The 16,715-nt window shown below is 73.0% G+C and carries 16 protein-coding genes and 1 pseudogene; 4 read left to right on the plus strand and 13 right to left on the minus strand.

From position 1 onward, the window contains the following. Positions 1 to 10: 10 nt before the first annotated feature. The 3 genes from L6E12_RS06720 to L6E12_RS06730 all read right to left on the minus strand — a co-directional run bounded on the left by L6E12_RS06720 (position 11) and on the right by L6E12_RS06730 (position 3,416). Positions 11 to 1,576, minus strand: coding sequence for a molybdopterin-dependent oxidoreductase (locus L6E12_RS06720; protein ID WP_236227019.1), 1,566 nt, complete (start codon positions 1,574 to 1,576; stop codon positions 11 to 13). Positions 1,577 to 1,657: 81 nt separating this feature from the next. Continuing rightward, positions 1,658 to 1,894, minus strand: a complete 237-nt coding sequence (locus L6E12_RS06725) for a glutaredoxin family protein (RefSeq protein ID WP_236227006.1) — start codon at positions 1,892 to 1,894, stop codon at positions 1,658 to 1,660. A gap of 22 nt (positions 1,895 to 1,916) precedes the next feature. Continuing rightward, positions 1,917 to 3,416: an AMP-binding protein gene (locus tag L6E12_RS06730; protein WP_236227007.1), complete on the minus strand. Its 1,500-nt coding sequence runs from the start codon at positions 3,414 to 3,416 to the stop codon at positions 1,917 to 1,919. A gap of 231 nt (positions 3,417 to 3,647) precedes the next feature. Here L6E12_RS06730 and L6E12_RS06735 point away from each other — a divergent pair, with 231 nt between their 5' ends. The 4 genes from L6E12_RS06735 (at position 3,648) to L6E12_RS06750 (ending at position 8,546) form a co-directional block, all read left to right on the plus strand. Continuing rightward, positions 3,648 to 4,346 carry a sigma-70 family RNA polymerase sigma factor gene (locus tag L6E12_RS06735; protein WP_236227008.1) on the plus strand — a complete coding sequence of 233 codons (699 nt, stop codon included), beginning with the start codon at positions 3,648 to 3,650 and terminating at the stop codon, positions 4,344 to 4,346. Positions 4,347 to 4,439: 93 nt separating this feature from the next. Then, positions 4,440 to 5,732, plus strand: coding sequence for a DUF5667 domain-containing protein (locus L6E12_RS06740; protein WP_236227009.1), 1,293 nt, complete (start codon positions 4,440 to 4,442; stop codon positions 5,730 to 5,732). Positions 5,733 to 5,910: 178 nt separating this feature from the next. Then, positions 5,911 to 6,720 carry an HAD family phosphatase gene (locus L6E12_RS06745; protein ID WP_110079695.1) on the plus strand — a complete coding sequence of 270 codons (810 nt, stop codon included), beginning with the start codon at positions 5,911 to 5,913 and terminating at the stop codon, positions 6,718 to 6,720. A gap of 569 nt (positions 6,721 to 7,289) precedes the next feature. After that, positions 7,290 to 8,546, plus strand: a complete 1,257-nt coding sequence (locus L6E12_RS06750) for a cytochrome P450 (RefSeq protein ID WP_236227010.1) — start codon at positions 7,290 to 7,292, stop codon at positions 8,544 to 8,546. A gap of 53 nt (positions 8,547 to 8,599) precedes the next feature. On the opposite strand, the gene L6E12_RS35665 is transcribed toward L6E12_RS06750, so the two are convergent. The 10 genes and pseudogenes from L6E12_RS35665 to L6E12_RS06795 form a co-directional block, all read right to left on the minus strand. Further along, positions 8,600 to 8,872: a macro domain-containing protein gene (locus L6E12_RS35665; RefSeq protein ID WP_374201842.1), complete on the minus strand. Its 273-nt coding sequence runs from the start codon at positions 8,870 to 8,872 to the stop codon at positions 8,600 to 8,602. Then, positions 8,869 to 9,840 carry a lysophospholipid acyltransferase family protein gene (locus L6E12_RS06755; RefSeq protein WP_236227011.1) on the minus strand — a complete coding sequence of 324 codons (972 nt, stop codon included), beginning with the start codon at positions 9,838 to 9,840 and terminating at the stop codon, positions 8,869 to 8,871. Before L6E12_RS06755 ends, L6E12_RS35665 begins: the two co-directional genes overlap by 4 nt. Positions 9,841 to 9,869: 29 nt before the next feature. Then, the gene (locus L6E12_RS06760) at positions 9,870 to 10,898 is read right to left on the minus strand and encodes an NAD-dependent epimerase/dehydratase family protein (protein WP_236227012.1); all 1,029 of its coding nucleotides are present in this window, start codon (positions 10,896 to 10,898) and stop codon (positions 9,870 to 9,872) included. Between the two features lie 174 nt (positions 10,899 to 11,072). Then, entirely contained in the window at positions 11,073 to 11,174 is a 102-nt protein-coding gene (locus tag L6E12_RS06765) for a 30S ribosomal protein bS22 (protein ID WP_018684825.1), read from the minus strand. A 153-nt stretch (positions 11,175 to 11,327) separates the two neighbouring features. Further along, positions 11,328 to 11,543, minus strand: coding sequence for a helix-turn-helix domain-containing protein (locus L6E12_RS06770; protein WP_236227013.1), 216 nt, complete (start codon positions 11,541 to 11,543; stop codon positions 11,328 to 11,330). Positions 11,544 to 11,670: 127 nt separating this feature from the next. Continuing rightward, positions 11,671 to 12,498: a pyrroline-5-carboxylate reductase gene (gene proC / locus L6E12_RS06775; RefSeq protein WP_236227014.1), complete on the minus strand. Its 828-nt coding sequence runs from the start codon at positions 12,496 to 12,498 to the stop codon at positions 11,671 to 11,673. A gap of 65 nt (positions 12,499 to 12,563) precedes the next feature. Next, positions 12,564 to 13,424: a thioesterase family protein gene (locus L6E12_RS06780; protein ID WP_236227015.1), complete on the minus strand. Its 861-nt coding sequence runs from the start codon at positions 13,422 to 13,424 to the stop codon at positions 12,564 to 12,566. A 60-nt stretch (positions 13,425 to 13,484) separates the two neighbouring features. Further along, positions 13,485 to 14,405 carry a proline dehydrogenase family protein gene (locus L6E12_RS06785; RefSeq protein ID WP_236227016.1) on the minus strand — a complete coding sequence of 307 codons (921 nt, stop codon included), beginning with the start codon at positions 14,403 to 14,405 and terminating at the stop codon, positions 13,485 to 13,487. Between the two features lie 740 nt (positions 14,406 to 15,145). Further along, complete coding sequence (locus L6E12_RS06790) at positions 15,146 to 15,946, minus strand: sugar phosphate isomerase/epimerase (protein ID WP_236227017.1); 801 nt, start codon at positions 15,944 to 15,946, stop codon at positions 15,146 to 15,148. Further along, positions 15,943 to 16,715 (minus strand): annotated as a pseudogene (locus L6E12_RS06795) (hypothetical protein); the annotation flags it as partial. The gene L6E12_RS06790 and the pseudogene L6E12_RS06795, both read right to left, overlap by 4 nt.

Raw genomic sequence — 16,715 nt, forward strand, 5'->3', positions numbered from 1 at the left:
GGGTCGGGGCTCAGTCCACGGAGAACTGGATGAGGTGCCAGCCGGTCGCGCCGTCGGGGATCGGCGGCACGCGGTCGGGGGTCTGGGTGTTGCCGTTGCGGTCGGTGGCGCGGACCTCGACCCGGTGGCTGCCGCTGGTCAGGTCGAACTCGGCCCGCCACTGCCGCCAAGTGCGGTCGTTGACCTCGGTGGCCAGCTCGGCGACCTGCCAGGGGCCGCCGTCCATCCGGACCTCGACCTTGTCGATGCCCACGGTCTGCGCCCAGGCGACCCCGGCCACCTGGACCTTGCCCGCCGGGACGTTGCCGAAGCCGACCGGGAAGTCGATCCGGGACTGGGTCTTGATCGGCCCCTTGGTGGCCCAGCCGCGCTCCTCCCAGTAGAACTTCTTGGCGCCCTCGGTGATCAGCTCCAGGTCGACGACCCACTTGGTGGCCGAGGCGTAGCCGTAGAGGCCGGGGACGATCAGGCGGGCCGGGAAGCCGTGCTCCAGCGGCAGCGCCTCGCCGTTCATGCCGATGGCCAGCAGCGCGCCGCGCTCCTCGTCGAGCAGGTCGGCCACGGGGGTGGCGGTGGTCCACCCGTCCACGCTGGTGGAGAAGACCCAGGCGGAGCGGTTCGGCACGCCCGCCTCCAGCAGCAGGTCGCGCACCGGGACGCCGATGAAGTTCGCGGTGGAGACGTACGGGCCGCCGACCTCGTTGGACACGCAGGTCATGGTGATGGTCTTCTCGACCAGGTCGCGGTCGCGGATGTCGCCGAAGTCGAAGGTGCGCTCGGTGTCGACCAGGCCGTGCACGCGCAGCTTCCAGTCCTCGGCGCGCAGGCGGGGCACGGTGAGGGCGGTATCGACGCGGTAGAACTTCTCGTTGCTGGTGATGAACTTCGACGAGCCGATGGCGGAGAAGTCGGCGGTGTTGGGGATGGCGGGGGCCGGGACTTTCGGCTTGAGCGAGCCGACACCCGCCCGCGAACCCTCGACGTCGACGCGGCCCGACAGGAACTGGCCCACCCCGCCGAGCACGCCCGCGCCGACCGCAACACCGGCGGAGGAGTAGAGGAACTTCCGGCGCGACAGGCCCCGGGCGTGCGCGGAGTCGGCGGTGAAGCGGCTGGTGGCCACCAGGTGCAACCAGCGGAAGACGCCGACGGCGGCGGCGAGGCTGGCGATCGGGGCGAGCACCGCGAGCTGCCCGCCGTCGGGGCGGTTGAGCACGGCGGCGACGGCCACCAGGCCCAGGGCGCCTGCGATGACGAGGCCGGGCAGCGGCTTGCGGCGCGACAGCAGACCGGCGACGACGGCGACCACGAGCATGGTCACGGCCATGCCGGAGAGCAGCACGAGCTTGTCGTTGGACCCGAAGTTGCGGATGGCGAACGACTTGAGCGACTCGGGCGTCAGGTCGATCGCGCTGTTGCCGACGGCCAGGAACGGGGAGGCGGTCGGCCCCACGAACCCGGCCACGAAGTGACCGGCGGCCAGGGCGGCGGCCACCGCGAGCACGCCGATCAGCGCCGCGATCGGCACCGGCAGCCTGTCGGCGGGCTGTGCCTCGGCCACTGCGTCGCGCTCCATGGTGTCCACGTCCGGTATTCGATCCCGGTGGCCCCGCGGATTGCCACCACCCGAACGGGTGGCAACCCCGGTCCGCGAAGCTCAGGCGAGGGCGGCGCGCAGGCGGGGTTCCTCGACCTTCCAGTACCCGTGCTCGTCCCCGTCGACCAGGATCACCGGCACGCGGTCGCCGAACTCGGCGCGCAGTTCCGGGTCGGCGTCGACGTCGGTGGTGTCCCAGGTGACGCCGAGGTCGGCGCAGATGCGTGCGACGTCGGCCTCGGCGACCTCGCAGGCGTGGCAGCCCTGCCTGGTCACCACCGTCACCCTGGTGCTCATGGGCGCCACGCTACCGGCGGGGTCAGCGCGGGCCGCGCAGGCCCGCGCGGCGGATCTTGCCGGTGACCGAGTGCGGGAGGGCGTCGGCGAACTCCACCGCCGCCGGGACCTTGAAGCGGGCCAGGTTCTCCGCGCAGTGGGCGCGGATGCCGTCCTCGGTCAGTTCCGCTCCGGGGCGGAGGACGACCACGACCTTGACCCGCTCGCCCGCGCGCGCGTCCGGGACGCCCACGGCGGCGGCCTCGGCGACCCCCGGGAGTTCGCCGACGACCCGCTCGACCTCGTGCGGGTAGACGTTGAAGCCGTTGACGATGATCAGGTCGTTGGCGCGGTCGACGAGGCGCAGGTCGCCGTCGGGGTCGAGGTAGCCGACGTCACCGGTGCGGAACCAGCCTTCTGCGTCGGGGCCGTGGGCGCCGTCGGGCCAGTAGCCGCTGAACAGGTTGGGGCCGCGGGCGGCGACCAGGCCGGTGCCGGTCTCCTCCTCGCCGTAGCTGATCTCGTCGTCCTCGGTGGGGACGTCGACGGTGGAGCCGTCGCTGTCGACCAGGCGCAGCTCCACGCCGGGGATGGGCTTGCCGACCGAGCCGGGCTTGGCGACGCCGCTGACCAGGGTGGAGGTGAGCACCGGGCCGGTCTCGGTCAGGCCGTAGCCCTCGTAGATCGACAGGCCGGTCTCGCGGCGGAAGCCCGCCAGCACCCTCGGGTCCAGCGGGGCCGCGCCGGAGGTGGCCAGCCGGACCGTGGACAGCGCCTCGCCCAGCCGCTCGGCCCCGGCGCCGACGAACGCCTGGTACATCGCGGGCACGCCGACGATGGTGCTGATCCGCCGCTCCTGGCAGGCGGCCAGCGCGCTGTCCACGGCGAAGCGGTCGAGCAGCACCCCGGTGGCCCCGGCGGCGGCGACCTGCCACAGGCCGGACAGGCCGTAGGCGTGCGAGAGCGGGAGGGCCAGCAGGACCCGGTCCTGGGCGGTGACCGGGGCCGGGCGCAGCGCGGCGCACTGCTCGACGTTGGCCAGCAGCGCCCGGTGCGACAGCATCACCCCGCGCGGCACCCCGGCGGTGCCGGAGGTGTAGCAGAGCAGCGCCAGGTCCTCGCCGCCGCCGACGGCCGCGAACGGCTCCCCCGGCGCCGCGTCGAGCACCGGGGCGGGCAGCGCCGCAGCGGCGGCGTCCTCGCCGAGGCCCAGGGCCAGCTTGGCGCCGCAGTGCTCCACGACCCGCTCCACCTCGGGCGGGGCGGAGTCGGTGTCGATCGGGACGGCCACACCACCCGCGCGGATGACGCCGAAGAGGGCGACGCAGAATTCGAGCCCATTGGGCAGCAACAGGGCGACGCGATCACCCTGCGTCAAACCGTGGTCGGTCAGCACCCCGGCGTAGGCGTCGACCGCCGCGTCCAGCGCCTGCCAGGTCAGGGACGCCCCGCCGGGGGCGTCGACCAGGGCGAGATGACGGGGTACCGTCGCGGCGGCCTTCATGACCAGGTCAGCGATGGTTCCGGTGGGCAACTCTGCCATCGGAGCGGGCCTCTCGTCGCAGGTACCCGGATAGGGTGCTGCATTTGCAGGGCATCGGGCAATGGCCACGCTGTGGCGCGGCTCACCAACATCACGGTTCACTACATCAGATGACACATCCTTTACCTGAAGACTTATCAACTACTAAAAAGTAACGACACGTAAGCTCTACCGGATCCCCAACGTGTGGTCAGCCCGAACGGGACCGTCCAGGGAGTGAGCGGCAGCTCGATGACCCGTCCTACGCGAACGAACACGGCCGACGCGGCCGTGCCGCACGCCCGTCCGGCACCGGAGCCGGCCGGGGACGCGGCCGTTCCCGGGGACGAGGTGGCCGAGATCGACGGGGCCGCCGGGACCGAGCCGGTGGAGGCCGAGGAGGCGCACCGCGCGTCCTGGGAGCTGGTGCACGCCGCGCAGGCCGGGGACACGGTCGCCTTCGGCAAGCTCTACGACCGCTACGTCGACGTGGTGTTCCGCTACGTGCTGTTCCGGGTGGGCGACCGCGAGCTGGCCGAGGACGTCACCAGCGAGACGTTCCTTCGCGCGCTGCGCCGCATCACCTCGGTCAGCTACCAGGGCCGCGACGTGGGTGCGTGGTTCGTCACCATCGCCCGCAACCTGGTGCTCGACCACGTCAAGTCCAGCCGCTACCGGCTGGAGGTCACCACCCCGGAGTTCCGCGACTCCGAGCGCGACGAGGCGGGCCCGGAGCAGCAGGTCATGTCCAGGGTGACCAGGGACGCGCTGCTGGAGTGCGTCGACCAGCTCGGCGACGACCAGCGGGAGTGCATCGTGCTCCGATTCCTGCAAGGGTTGTCCGTCGCGGAGACAGCGGAGATCATGAACCGCAACGAGGGTGCGGTGAAGGCGTTGCAGCACCGGGCGGTGCGGCGGCTCGCGCAGTTGCTGCCGACGGAGCTCCGGTGAGCGGTATACGCCGAACGGGTGTACAACCCGGGGAGCGACGGGCCGATGCCGTAACCACCGGCACCATCGGTCGTTGAGACCGATCAAGAGCCAATGCCGGAATCGGAGCGGGATGTGGAGAGCGGATCGGGGTCCTCGGGCCCGCGCGACGGGCGTGCGCCGGACGGCCGCGCCGGGTCGTCGCGCGCCGACCTCGGAGCGCTGCTCGCCGACCTCGACGACGACTTCACCGACGACGACCGGGCCGTCCTCGGCCTGTTCGCCCAGCTCGGCCCGCTGACCGGCCCGGACCCCTCGGCCCGCGACCGCATCCGCGAGCGGGTGCTGACCGAGCTGACCGCCGAGCGACCGCGACCGGCACCCAGCCAGCGCCCGGTCCGGGCGGGCCGCGCGCCGCGCACCCGCCGCGCCACCGGGGCCACCGGCAGCACGCGGCCCGGGGAGGGCCCAAGAACCACCCACGGGGTCCGCGGGCGGTTCGCGGTGGCGGCGGTGGCCGTGCTGGTGATGGTGTTCTCCCTCGGCGGGATGAGCCTGCTGCTGGCCCGCGACGCCCTCCCGGGTGATCCGCTGTACGGGATCAAGCGCACCGGCGAGGCCGCGTCCCTCGGCCTGACCTTCGGCGACGAGGAGCGGGCCTTCAAGCACCTGGAGTTCGCCTCCGCCCGGATCACCGAGATCGAGACGCTGGCCCAGCGCCACCCCGACCCGGCAGGCGGCCCGGTGTCGGACTACCTGGCCGCGTTCTCCGACTTCGAGGGCGACACCACCGCGGGCACCCGCCAACTGCTGGCCCTGGCCACCGCGGGCGACGGCGGCGGGCTCGACGCGCTGGGCGGCTGGGCGGCCCAGCAGGGTTCCCGCCTGAACGCCGTGCGCGACCGGCTGCCCTCGGCCGCGGCCAACCGCGAGTCGACCACCTCGACCCTGCTGGCCGAGATCCAGGCCCGCTCGGCCGCGCTGCTCGACCGGCTGCCCTGCTACGAGGTGACCTCCGGCGCGGTCGACGAGCTGGGCCCGCTGCCCGCCACCACGCTGTGCGCGCTGCGCCCCGGCGCCGCGGCGCCGTCGTCGCAGGCGGGCACCCAGCCGGGGACCGGTGTCCCCGGCACCACCGGCAGCACCGGCGGGACCGCCCCGACCACCGGTGCAGGCGGCCCGGCGGGCCTGCCCCCCGCACCGGGCGCGGGCAGCGACCCGGTGGCCACCACGACCGCCCCGATCCCGGTCCAGCCGCCGCCGTCGGTGCCCGGTGACACGACCACGCCACCGCCGCCGAAGCCGGGAACCTCGACGCCGCCGACCCTGACGGTGCCGCTCCCACTCCCCCTGCCCACGATCGCGGTACCCCCGATCCTGGGCCTGCCCGGTATCGAGATCGGCTGACCGGACGGCGCTAGGCTGTGGGGCGACTGGTCGACTGACTGATCGACACTGATCGGCGGAGTCCCAATCGGACGGGAGGCGCGCGGTGTCCCTGCGGCGTGGGGAGCAGGACCCCGAACTCGAACGCGAACGCATCGCGGCGGTCGCGGGCGCGGCGAGCGCCGACGCCGCGGTCGCCATGGAGGCCAACGAGCCGCCGCGCACCAGCGCCCCACCCGACCTCACCGCCGCCGCCTTCTTCGACGTGGACAACACCGTCATGATGGGCGCCTCGATCTTCCACTTCGCCCGCGGCCTGGCCGCGCGCAAGTTCTTCACCAACTCCGACCTGCTCAAGTTCGCCATGCAGCAGGTCCTGTTCCGCGTCGGCGGCAAGGAGACCGCGGAGAGCATCCGCACCAGCCGCGAGCAGGCCCTGTCCTTCGTCGCGGGCCACACGGTGGCGGAGCTGATCTCGCTCGGCGAGGAGATCTTCGACGACCTGATGGCGGACAAGATCTGGCCCGGCACCCGCGCCCTGGCCCAGATGCACCTGGAGGCGGGCCAGCGGGTGTGGCTGGTGACCGCCACCCCGGTCGAGCTGGCCTCGATCATCGCGCGCCGCCTGGGGCTGACCGGGGCGCTGGGCACGGTCGCGGAGAGCACCGACGGGGTGTTCACCGGCAAGCTGGTCGGCGAGATGCTGCACGGGCCCGCCAAGGCGCACGCGGTGCGCTCGCTGGCCGCCCGCGAGGGGCTGGACCTGCGCCGGTGCACGGCGTACTCGGACTCCTCGAACGACGTGCCGATGCTGTCGGTAGTGGGGACCGCGGTGGCGGTCAACCCCGACGGCGGGCTGCGCGAGGTCGCCCGCAAGCGCGGCTGGGAGATCCGCGACTTCCGGACCGGGCGCAAGGCGGCGAAGATCGGCGTGCCGTCGGTGCTGGGCGCGGGCGCGCTGGCCGGTGCGGTCGCGGCGGGCCTGGCCTATAAGAAGCGGGCCTTCTGAGGCTGCGCGCGCCTGCCACCCGACCAACCGCAGGCCAACCAGCCGGCCACGCCGAACCCCATCGCGCGCAGCAGGCGACCACCCCACCAACCGCAAGCCGGGCGGCCCGCCACACCGAACCACACTGTGCGCAGCCGCCGACCACCCCACCAACCACCGGCAGGGCGACCAGCCACCCGAAACTCCACCCTGCGCAGCCACCGATCACCCCCGCAACCGCCGGCCCGGCTACGAAAATGCCCGGGTGGGTGGATGTGCTTGGGTGGGGGTAGCGATCATGTGCAAGCCTGCTTGGGCAGTGGGGCACTCTTTTCGCCCCACTCGGTCACACCGGGCACATGATCGCTGTAGGGGCCCCGCCCAAGCGGATCCACCCACCCGGGCACGCCCTACAAACGACCGGCCCTTGAAACCACGGCACGGCTGAGCAGATCCACCCGGGCACCCCCACCAAACGACCGGCGCTTGAGCCGAAGCACGCGGCATGGTCCTGGCGAAGCGGATCCACCCACCCGGGCACCACCGACAAAATCCCGGGCTCGTGCAGGACACGGCCTAGGGTGGATCGCATGGCGCTTCGGGACGAGATCGCTCTGGGTGGTCGGCTGGCGTTGGTGTGGGGCGGGGTGTGGGGGATCGCCGCGGCCGGGGACCCGCTGGCGCGAGTGGTGGCACCGCCGTGGCGGGCCGACCCGTACGCCCAGTACCGGCGGCTGCGCGGGGCGCAGCGCAGCCGGACCGGGGCGGTGACCGTGGCCTCGCACGCGCTGGTGTCGCAGGTGCTGCGGGACCGGCGGCTGGGGGTGCGGACGGCCGACGGGTCCGAGCCCGCGCCGTTCGCGCGGTCGCCGCTGCCCGCCGAGCACCTGGTGACGCACACGTTCCTGGAGGAGGACCCGCCGAACCACACCCGGCTGCGGGGGCTGGCCCGGCCCGCGTTCGGGCCCAAGCAGATCGCCGGGTACCGGGAGAGCGTGCAGAAGACCACGCACCGGCTGCTCGACGACGCGCTGGCGAAGCCGGTGTTCGACCTGGTCGCGGACTTCGCCTCGCCGCTGCCGATCGCCGTCATCAGCGACCTGCTGGGGGTGCCGGACGTCGACGCGGACACGTTCCTGCGGTACGGGCGGGTCCTCGGCGCCTCGCTGGACGGCATCAAGTCGGTCCGGCACGCGAGGGACCTGCGCGACGCCACCGGGGAGTTGCAGAAGCTGTTCCTGCGGCTGATCGAGGAGCGGACCGCCTGCCCGGGGCCGGACGTCATCAGCACCCTCGTCGGGGCGCTCGGGCGCGGGGAGCTGACCGAGCAGGAGTTGCTCTCGACCTGCGAGCTGCTGCTGATCGCGGGGTTCGAGACCACGTCGAACCTGATCGGCAACGCCGTGCACACCTTCGCCGCGCACCCCGAGCAGTGGGCGGCGCTGCGCGCGGACCCGGCGCTGGCGCCCGCGGCGGTGGACGAGGTGCTGCGGTACGAGTCGCCGGTGCAGATGACGCAGCGGCTGCCGCACGAGGACGTGGAGATCGGCGGGGTGAAGGCGCGGGCGGGCACGATCGTCGCCTGCCTGCTGGGCGCGGCCAACCGCGACCCGGAGGTGTTCACCGACCCCGACCGGTTCGACATCTCCCGCCCCGACAGCGGCGACCACCTGTCGTTCTCCAGCGGCATCCACTACTGCCTGGGCGCCCCCCTGGCCCGGCTGGAGGGCGAGGTCGCCCTGACGGCCCTGGCCGAGCGGCTGCCCGAGCTCAAGCCGGTCGGGCGGGCGCGCTGGCGCAAGACCGTGGTGATCCGCGGCCTGACCCGCTACCGGCTGGCCCGGTAGCGGGTTCTGGGGACACGGGTTCCGCACCGGTGGGAACCCGTCGGGGCGGTTGTTCAGTTCGTCGTCCGTCCCGGCGGAGGAGCGCCGTCGGGGGCGTGGAGCCGGACCTCGACCCCCGGGAGGTCTCCGAGGTGCTGAACGATCAGCGGCTGCACGTCCGACCAGTCGAGTCCGCCGTTCCCGCACCCCAGCGGCGGGACCGCCACCGAGGTCACGCCGTGCTCCGCGATGGTCTGCCTGAGCGCGACGAGACCGGATTCGACGTCCGCCGGCCGGGAACGCGACCTCCAGTGCTCCTCGGTCGGGAAGTTGAAGATGTACCTCAGCCCAGGAACGGGTTGCCGCGCTGGGTGAGCATCCGGTACAGGGTTTGCTGGATCGTCTCGCGGACCTGGTCGGTCAGGTTGAAGACCAGCATCGGGTCGTCCTGGGCGTCGGCGTCGTAGGTGTCGGTGGCGATGGGCTCGCCGAAGCGGATGTGCCACTTCGACGGCAGCGGGATGGCGCCGAGCGGGCCCAGGAGCGGGAAGAACGGGGTGACCGGGAAGTACGGCAGGCCGAACAGCCTGGCGATGGCCTTGAGGTCGCCGATCTTCGGGTAGATCTCCTCCGCGCCCACGATGGAGCACGGGACGATGGGCACCCCGGTGCGCAGGGCGGCCGAGACGAACCCGCCGCGGCCGAAGCGCTGGAGCTTGTAGCGGTCGGAGAACGGCTTGCCGACGCCCTTGAAGCCCTCCGGCCACACGCCGACCAGCTCGCCGGAGCGCAGCAGGTGCTCGGCGTCGGGGTTGCAGGCCAGGGTCTGGCCGGACTTGCGGGCCAGCGCGCCCAGCACCGGCACCTGGAAGACCAGGTCGGCGCCGAGCATCCGCAGGTACCGCTCGCGCGGGTGGTTGTCGTGGACGGCGACCGCGGTCATCATCGCGTCGATCGGCAGCGTGCCGGAGTGGTTGCTGACGATCAGGGCGCCGCTGTCGACCGGCAGGTTCTCGATGCCGCTGACCTCGACCCGGAACCACTTGTCGTAGAGCACGCGCAGCGGCGGGAGCAGGAGGGTCTCGGTGAGGTCGCGGTCGAATCCGAACTCGTCGACCTGGTAGTCGCCCGCGAGCCTGCGCCTGGCGAAGGCCAGGGCGTCGGCCACGCCCCGGCGCAGCGGCGAGACCTGCGGCGCGGCGGGCTCGGGGCGCAGTGGGGTCGGTTCGACGGCCGGGCCGTCGGGGGTGGACGACGGGGTGAACCGGCGATGCCGCTCGGTCCGCTGGAGCGGGATCACCCTGGCTTCCTGCATTCCCTACGCACCTTCTCCGCTCGGTAGCCTCACGCCTGGGTCCGCAGGACCCGGCGTTCCAACGCGGCGAGCAGCGACGGGTCGAGCACCGGCCGCAGCGCGCTGCCGTGCACGTAGTCGTCGAACGCCTGCCGGGTGGTCCACCTGGGGGTGAACCCGAAGACCGTCCGCAGCCGGGTCGTGTCGACGACCCGGCCGTAGTTCAGGTAGCGCACGTGGTCGGGGTTGAAGTCGACCAGCCGGGCGCCGCGCAGCAGCCTGCCCGCGGTGGGCACCGCCGCGGCGGGCATCGGAAGCTGGATGCGCCCCGCCCGGCGGATGGCTTGCGACAGCATCAGCACGCCGTCGCCGCCCACGTTGAACACTCCCCCGCCCTCGCGCAGGGCCGCCTGCTCCAGCACCGCGAGGGCGTCCTCCGAGTGCAGGAGCTGGATGCGGGCGTCGTAGCCGAGCACGGTGGGGACCACCGGCAGGGCGAAGTAGCGGGTGAGCACCGTGTCGACCCGGGGGCCGATCAGGTTGGTCAGCCGGACCAGGGTGACCTCGACGTCCGGGCGGCGGCGGGCGAAGCCGCGCACGTACTGCTCCACCTCGACGGCGTCCTTGGCCGGGCCGCCGGAGGAGATGTCCTTGGGGGTGTCGTCCTCGGTGAACACCGCCGGGGAGCGGGGGCCCGCGCCGTAGACGGTGGTGTTGGACTTGACCACCAGCCTGCGCACCGACGGCGCCCGCTGGCAGGCCGCCAGGAGCTGCATGGTGCCGATGACGTTCATCTCCTTGAGCGCGGTGCGCCGGGTGGGCCCGGGCGGGACCGCGGTCAGGGAGGCGTGCAGCACGGTGTCCACGTTCGCCGAGGTGATGACCTTGGCGATCAGCGGGTTGCGGATGTCGGCGCGGACGAACTCGGCCCGGCCCATGGTGCGCACCACGTCCCGGTACGGGGGCACGGTGTCGACGCCGAGGACGCGGTCGATGTCCGGGTTGGCCGCGAGCCGGGCGGCCAGGTGGCCGCCCAGGTAGCCGCCGACGCCGGTCACCAGAACGACTTTGGGCGTCATGGGCATCCCTGGGATGAGGTGTCGGGACCTACGACTGTACGCGGGCCGCGGCGGGCCGCCAGTCGAGCAACACACTCTTAACGCAGGTCACACGGGGTGTTGGGGGATGTTCACCCGAACACGGCAGCGGCCTGTACCCATGTGAGCACAGGCCGCCCGCCGGGTGTTGCGAAACTACTTCTTGAGCTTGCGACGCTGGACGCGAGTCTTGCGCAGCAGCTTGCGGTGCTTCTTCTTCGACATGCGCTTGCGACGCTTCTTGATGACCGAGCCCATGTGGGTTCAGCTCCTGTCCGTTGGTCGTACTGGAGTCCGGCGCTCCGGTGCTGCCACGTCCGAGGACGCGCGCCAAGACACCAGGCACAACGGCTGACCAGAGTACCCGGCGGCTTGGGCGGCCTCGGCAAGGGGCCTGTCAACGGGCCCGGATCACCCCGCGTCGAAGTACGCGTTCTGCAGGTAGTCGTGCACGGCCTTCTCCGGCACGCGGAACGACTTGCCGACCCGCACCGCGGGTAGCTCGCCGTTGTGCACCAGCCGGTAGACCGTCATCTTGGAGACCCGCATCAGGGTGGCCACTTCGGCCACGGTCAGGAATTGCACCTGGGGCAGGGTCTTGGGCTCATCTCGCTTCTGAACAGCCATGATTCACCGCAACCTTCAACACGCGTCGCGCCGCCGGCTTCCCCACCGACGGATTCGACACGCACGTGCTTCGATCGAGGGTAGCGGGACACGTGTGACTGGTGCGATGTCACTTTCGGTTAATCAATCAGTTCTGGTCGTGCACCGCACCCAGTTCGCGGGAGCGGTCCCTGGCCGCCTCGATGGCGTCGATGAGCGCGGCGCGGACCCCGTGCCGCTCCAGCTCGCGGATCGCCATGATCGTCGTGCCCGCCGGGGAGGTGACCGCCTCGCGCAGGGTCACCGGGTGGTCGCCGCCCTGGGCGAGCATGGTGGCCGCGCCGACCGCGGACTGCACGATGAGGTCCTGGGCGACCGCGCGCGGGATGCCGAGCAGGATGCCCGCGTCGATCATGGCCTCGACCAGGTAGAAGAAGTAGGCGGGCCCGGAGCCCGACAGCGCGGTGACGGCGTCCTGCTGCGACTCGGGCACCCGGACGACCTTGCCGACGACGCCCATCAGCTCCTCGACGGTGGCCAGGTGCTCGGGACCGGCGTGCGCGCCCGCGGAGATGGCGCTCATGGCCTCGTTGACGAGCATCGGGGTGTTCGGCATGACCCGGACCACCGGGACGCCCTCGGGCAGCCTGCGCTCGAACAGGGCGGTCGGCAGGCCCGCGCACAGCGACACGACCAGCTTGTCCGGGCCGACCACCGGCGCCAGCTCGTCCAGCAGCGGCTCGATGTCCTGCGGCTTGACCGCGACCACCAGCACGTCGGCCCGCTTCGCCGCGTCCGCCACGTCGGCGGAGGGGATGCCGTGCTCGGCGGTGAGCTGGGCGGCGCGCGCGGTCGAGCGCTCGGTGAAGACCAGCTCGTCGGTGCTCCGCCCGCCGTGCAGCAGGCCCGAGAGCAGCGCCTCGCCGATCTTGCCCGCGCCGAACACCGCGACGACCGGTCGCTTCACCTCAGTCATGCGACCAGGCTATCCACCGCCCGGGGCACCCGGGCGCCCCGGGGGAACCGGCTCCCCCCCGGGGGTCAGCCGATGGCGGAGAGCGCGAGCTGCCGGGCCTGGCAGACCAGGCGGCCGGTGGAGTCGACGACGGTGGCGTCGGCGTCGAACCACATGCCGTGCACGGCCTTGGACTCGACCTGGATGCGCAGCCAGCCCGGGGCCGGGCGGGAGCGCAGGAAGGCCGTGAGCTGGACCGTCGGCGACCAGCCGACGCGGCCGAGGTTGAACGTCACCGGCATCGAGATGTCCCCGGCGACCAGCGCGAACAGCGGGTCGGGGTGCTCGCCGCGCGGGCGGGCCCACAGCCGCAGCCGCAGCGGGTCGCCGATGTGCCCGTGCAGGAAGCCCGCCCCGTTGGGGTCGAGGCGGACGTCGCAGGTCTCGCTGAGCTTGAACGCCGACGCCGAGCGCATGGCCGACAGGTCGATGGCGTTGCCGGGCGGTTCGGCGGACTGGTTGGGCAGGTCGGTCCAGGCGGCCCGCTCCCTTGGCAGCCTGCCGGTGGTGACCAGGCCCTCGACGCAACTGTGCCCGCTCTGTTCCAAGTGGACGGACACGACGGTGGTGCGCCTGCCCGACTTGCGCACGTCGGTGCGCAACAGCACCGGCCCCACCCCCGGTGGGCGCAGGAACTGCGCGCTCACCGAGAGCGGGTCGATCAGCGGCGTGCCGGAACCGGTGTGCGTGGCCACGGCCGCCTTGGCCAGCAGGGCCATCAGGAAGCCGCCGTGCGGGCGCCCGCCCACGGTCCAGGCGGCGGGCAGGTCGGCGGTGAACGTGCCGTCCCCCAGGGGGCGCACGCGCACGGCCGCGGCGAACGACCCGCCCGCGGGCGCCGGGCCGCCACCCGCCCGCACATCGCCGTGCCCAGCAGCGCTATTCATGGCCACAGCCTGCCACGCCCGGTCCACCGATTCCCCCCGCGCCACCATCGCCGCCGCCCGTCAGGTCCGGGTCACCAGGGCGCGCAGGAAGAACGCCGTGTTCGCGGGCCGTTCGGCCATCCTGCGCATGAGGTAGCCGTACCACTCGCCGCCGTAGGGGACGTACACCCGGACGGTGTGCCCGAGGCGGGCCAACCGCAGTTGCTCCTCGGGGCGGATGCCGTAGAGCATCTGGTGCTCGTAGCTGCCCGGGGGGCGCCCGTGGGCCTGGGCGCGCTCGCCGATGATCCGCACCAGGCGCGGGTCGTGGGTGGCGAACATCGGCACACCGGAGCCCGCGAGCAGGGCGTTGGTGCAGCGCACGTAGCTCTTGTCGACCTCGGCGGCCTCCTGGAAGGCCACCGACTCCGGTTCGGCGTAGGCGCCCTTGCACAGCCGCACCCGGGAACCGGGGCCGGAGAGGTCGAGCACGTCGTCGAGGGTGCGGTGCAGGTACGACTGGAGGACCGCGCCCACCCACGGGTGCTCGCGGCGCAGGTCGTCGAGCACGCGGAGGGTGGAGTCGGTGGTGGTGTGGTCCTCCATGTCGAGGGTGACCGTCGTGCCCGCCTCGGCCGCGGCGGCGCAGATCCGGGCGGCGTTGTCCCTGGCCAGCCCCTCGTCGAGCAACTGGCCGACGGCGGTGAGCTTGACGCTCACCTCGGCGTGCGCGGCGAGCGGGCCCAGGGCGGAGAGCAGGTCGAGGTAGGCGCGGACGGTGTGCTCGGCCTGCTCGGTGTCGGTGGTGTCCTCACCGAGGTGGTCGAGGGTGACGGAAAGACCGGAGTCGACCAGCCGCCGGGTCACGGCGACGGCGTCCTCGGTGGTCTCCCCCGCCACGAACCGGCGGACGACGTCGCGGCTCACGGGGGCAGTCGCCACGAGGCGGCGGGTGGCGCCGTTCCGCGCGGCGGCGAGGATCAGGGAACGGAGTGGGTTCACGGACCGGGACTCTACGTGGGGAATGCCAACTCGGTGATAAACCGTCCGGTCGTCCTACGTCTCCTGTCGGGGGTGGCGCCCGACCGCCTGTGGACAACCCCGATCCGACCGGCCGCCGTTGTCGGTTCCCCCTGCTTGGATTGATTCGGGGGCTGCAAAATCAGTTGGGTCGTGGCCTTGGTCGCTTCGCCTGCCCTGGGCCGTGTGCTGTCGGCTCAAGGGCCGGGGTTTGGGGGTGCCCGGGTGGATCTAGCTTCGCCGGGGCCTTGCCGTGTGCTGTCGGCTCAAGCGCCGGTCGTTTGGTGGGGGTGCCCGGGTGGATCTGCTCGGCCGTGCCGTGGTTTCAAGGGCCGGGATTTTCGTTCACGTGCCCGGGTGGGTGGATCCGCTTGGGCGGGGCCCCTACAGCGATCATGCGCCCAGTGTGACCGAGTGGGGCTGAAGGGATGCCCCACAGCCCAGGCAGGCTTGCACATGATCGCTACCCCCACCCAAGCACATCCACCCACCCGGGCATGTGGTCACCGGGCCGGCGGTTTTCGGGGTGGTCGGCGGCTGCGCACAGTGTGGTTCGGTGTGGCGGGCCGCCCGGCTGACGGTTGGTGGGGTGGTCGCCTGCTGCGCGCGATGGGGTTCGGCGTGGCCGGCCGGTTGGGGGGTGGCCGGTTGGGCTGCCGTGCGGCTGGGGTTCGGTGTGGCAGGCGGTTGGCGGGGTGGTTGGGCGGCTTCGAGGACTGGCCCTAGCGGGGCACGAGGTGCTTGCGGGCGAAGGCCAGCGACTCGCGCAGTTCGGCGGCCCGCGCCCCCGGCGCCTTGGCGTGCCGGGTGTTGACCTCCAGCACCACCTGCCCGGTGAAGTCCCGCTCGACCAGGCTGTGCAGCAGCTCCGCGCACGGCTGGTCGCCCCGACCGGGGACCAGGTGCTCGTCCTTGGGCAGGCCCCTGCCGTCGGCGAGGTGCACGTGGGTCAGGCCCGCGCCCATCCGCCCGGCCAGCGCCATCGCGTCCACCCTGGCGGCGGAGGCGTGCGACAGGTCCAGCGTGTAGTGCCGGTGACCCTCGTCGGTCGGGTCGGTCGACGGGCGGAAGGCGGACAGCTCCACCGCCCGCCCCGCGCCGAGGCCGCGGCGGACGGGGAACATGTTCTCCACCGCCACCGCCACGCCGCTCTCGTCCTCCAGGGCGGCGACCAGGTCGGCGAAGCCGTCGGCGTAGCGGCGCTGCCAGCGGAACGGCGGGTGCACCACCACCGTGCGGGCGTCGAGGTCCTGCGCGGCGCGGACCGCCCGGCGCAGCCGGACCTCCGGGTCCGGGGACCAGACCCGCTGGGTGATCAGCAGGCACGGGGCGTGCACGGCCAGCACCGGCACGCCCGTGCTCCGCGACCGCCTGCGCAGTTGCGGCACGTCCTGGCTCAGCGGGTCGGCCCACACCATGACCTCGACGCCGTCGTAGCCGAGGTCCGCGGCGAGGGCGAACGCCGTCGCCGCCGTCTGCGGCCACACCGAGGCGGTGGACAGGCCGACCGGGACCGCCGTCATCGGCCCAGCAGCAGGAGGACGGCGGGGGACACCGTCACGACCAGGCCGACCAGCACCGCCAGCACGGTGGTCTGCAGGTCCTCGGCCTTGCGGATCTTGCGGACGATCAGCACCAGGCCGACGATGACGGCCAGCGCGCCGATCAGCGCCGCCGGGGCCAGCACCCGCCACAGCCAGTTGAAGCCCAGCCACACCGCCGCGCCACCGGCCACGCCGAGCGCGAGCTGACCACCCATGATCAGCCACTCGCGGGTGGGCGAGGTCTCGCGCTCGTCGTCGGTGTCGTCGGCGTCGAGGTCGTCCAGGTCCTCGAGCTCTTCGAGGTCGTCCTCGTCGTCGCGGTCGTCGGGTCGGTCGTCGTCGGTGTCCGGGGCGTCGAGCCTGCTCACGTCGAAGTCGCCGGAGGGGCGCTCGTCGACCGCGGCGCGACCGCGCGGGCCCGCGCCGAGGCCGGGGTAGTCGTCGTGGGCCTGGTAGTCGTCGAACCGGGTCGCGGCCTTGTCGTCGAAGCCCTCGACCTTCTCGTGGAACTCCGTCGGCGGGCCCTGCGGGTCGATCGCGGTCTCGGCGGCGTCACCGGGGAACTCCTGGCCGCGCCCCGGCGGCGGCACCGGCAGGGCCTGCGAGGGCTGCTGCGGGCCGTTCGGCAACCCGGGGCGCCGGGACGTGCCCGGGGCGCGGCGGGGCAGCAGCGGGCCACCCCGGCGCGGACCGGCGGCCTGCGCCGGACCGGCCTGCGGCGGGTCGGTCGGCACCGGGTCGGTCGGCG

The organism is Actinokineospora sp. PR83 (assembly GCF_021056305.1).
Taxonomy (GTDB): domain Bacteria; phylum Actinomycetota; class Actinomycetes; order Mycobacteriales; family Pseudonocardiaceae; genus Actinokineospora; species Actinokineospora spheciospongiae.

What these genes read in the sequence shown, in the direction of transcription:
- proC (WP_236227014.1), bottom strand. Translation starts at nt 12,498, where the DNA reads ATGACTGAGGTGAAGCGACCGGTCGTCGCGGTGTTCGGCGCGGGCAAG.
- L6E12_RS06730 (WP_236227007.1), bottom strand. Translation starts at nt 3,416, where the DNA reads ATGGCAGAGTTGCCCACCGGAACCATCGCTGACCTGGTCATGAAGGCC.
- L6E12_RS06770 (WP_236227013.1), bottom strand. Translation starts at nt 11,543, where the DNA reads ATGGCTGTTCAGAAGCGAGATGAGCCCAAGACCCTGCCCCAGGTGCAA.
- L6E12_RS06780 (WP_236227015.1), bottom strand. Translation starts at nt 13,424, where the DNA reads ATGAATAGCGCTGCTGGGCACGGCGATGTGCGGGCGGGTGGCGGCCCG.
- L6E12_RS06765 (WP_018684825.1), bottom strand. Translation starts at nt 11,174, where the DNA reads ATGGGCTCGGTCATCAAGAAGCGTCGCAAGCGCATGTCGAAGAAGAAG.
- L6E12_RS06745 (WP_110079695.1), top strand. Translation starts at nt 5,911, where the DNA reads ATGGAGGCCAACGAGCCGCCGCGCACCAGCGCCCCACCCGACCTCACC.
- L6E12_RS06790 (WP_236227017.1), bottom strand. Translation starts at nt 15,946, where the DNA reads ATGACGGCGGTCCCGGTCGGCCTGTCCACCGCCTCGGTGTGGCCGCAG.
- L6E12_RS06725 (WP_236227006.1), bottom strand. Translation starts at nt 1,894, where the DNA reads ATGAGCACCAGGGTGACGGTGGTGACCAGGCAGGGCTGCCACGCCTGC.
- L6E12_RS06735 (WP_236227008.1), top strand. Translation starts at nt 3,648, where the DNA reads ATGACCCGTCCTACGCGAACGAACACGGCCGACGCGGCCGTGCCGCAC.
- L6E12_RS06740 (WP_236227009.1), top strand. Translation starts at nt 4,440, where the DNA reads ATGCCGGAATCGGAGCGGGATGTGGAGAGCGGATCGGGGTCCTCGGGC.
- L6E12_RS06755 (WP_236227011.1), bottom strand. Translation starts at nt 9,840, where the DNA reads ATGCAGGAAGCCAGGGTGATCCCGCTCCAGCGGACCGAGCGGCATCGC.
- L6E12_RS06760 (WP_236227012.1), bottom strand. Translation starts at nt 10,898, where the DNA reads ATGACGCCCAAAGTCGTTCTGGTGACCGGCGTCGGCGGCTACCTGGGC.
- L6E12_RS06750 (WP_236227010.1), top strand. Translation starts at nt 7,290, where the DNA reads ATGGCGCTTCGGGACGAGATCGCTCTGGGTGGTCGGCTGGCGTTGGTG.
- L6E12_RS06720 (WP_236227019.1), bottom strand. Translation starts at nt 1,576, where the DNA reads ATGGAGCGCGACGCAGTGGCCGAGGCACAGCCCGCCGACAGGCTGCCG.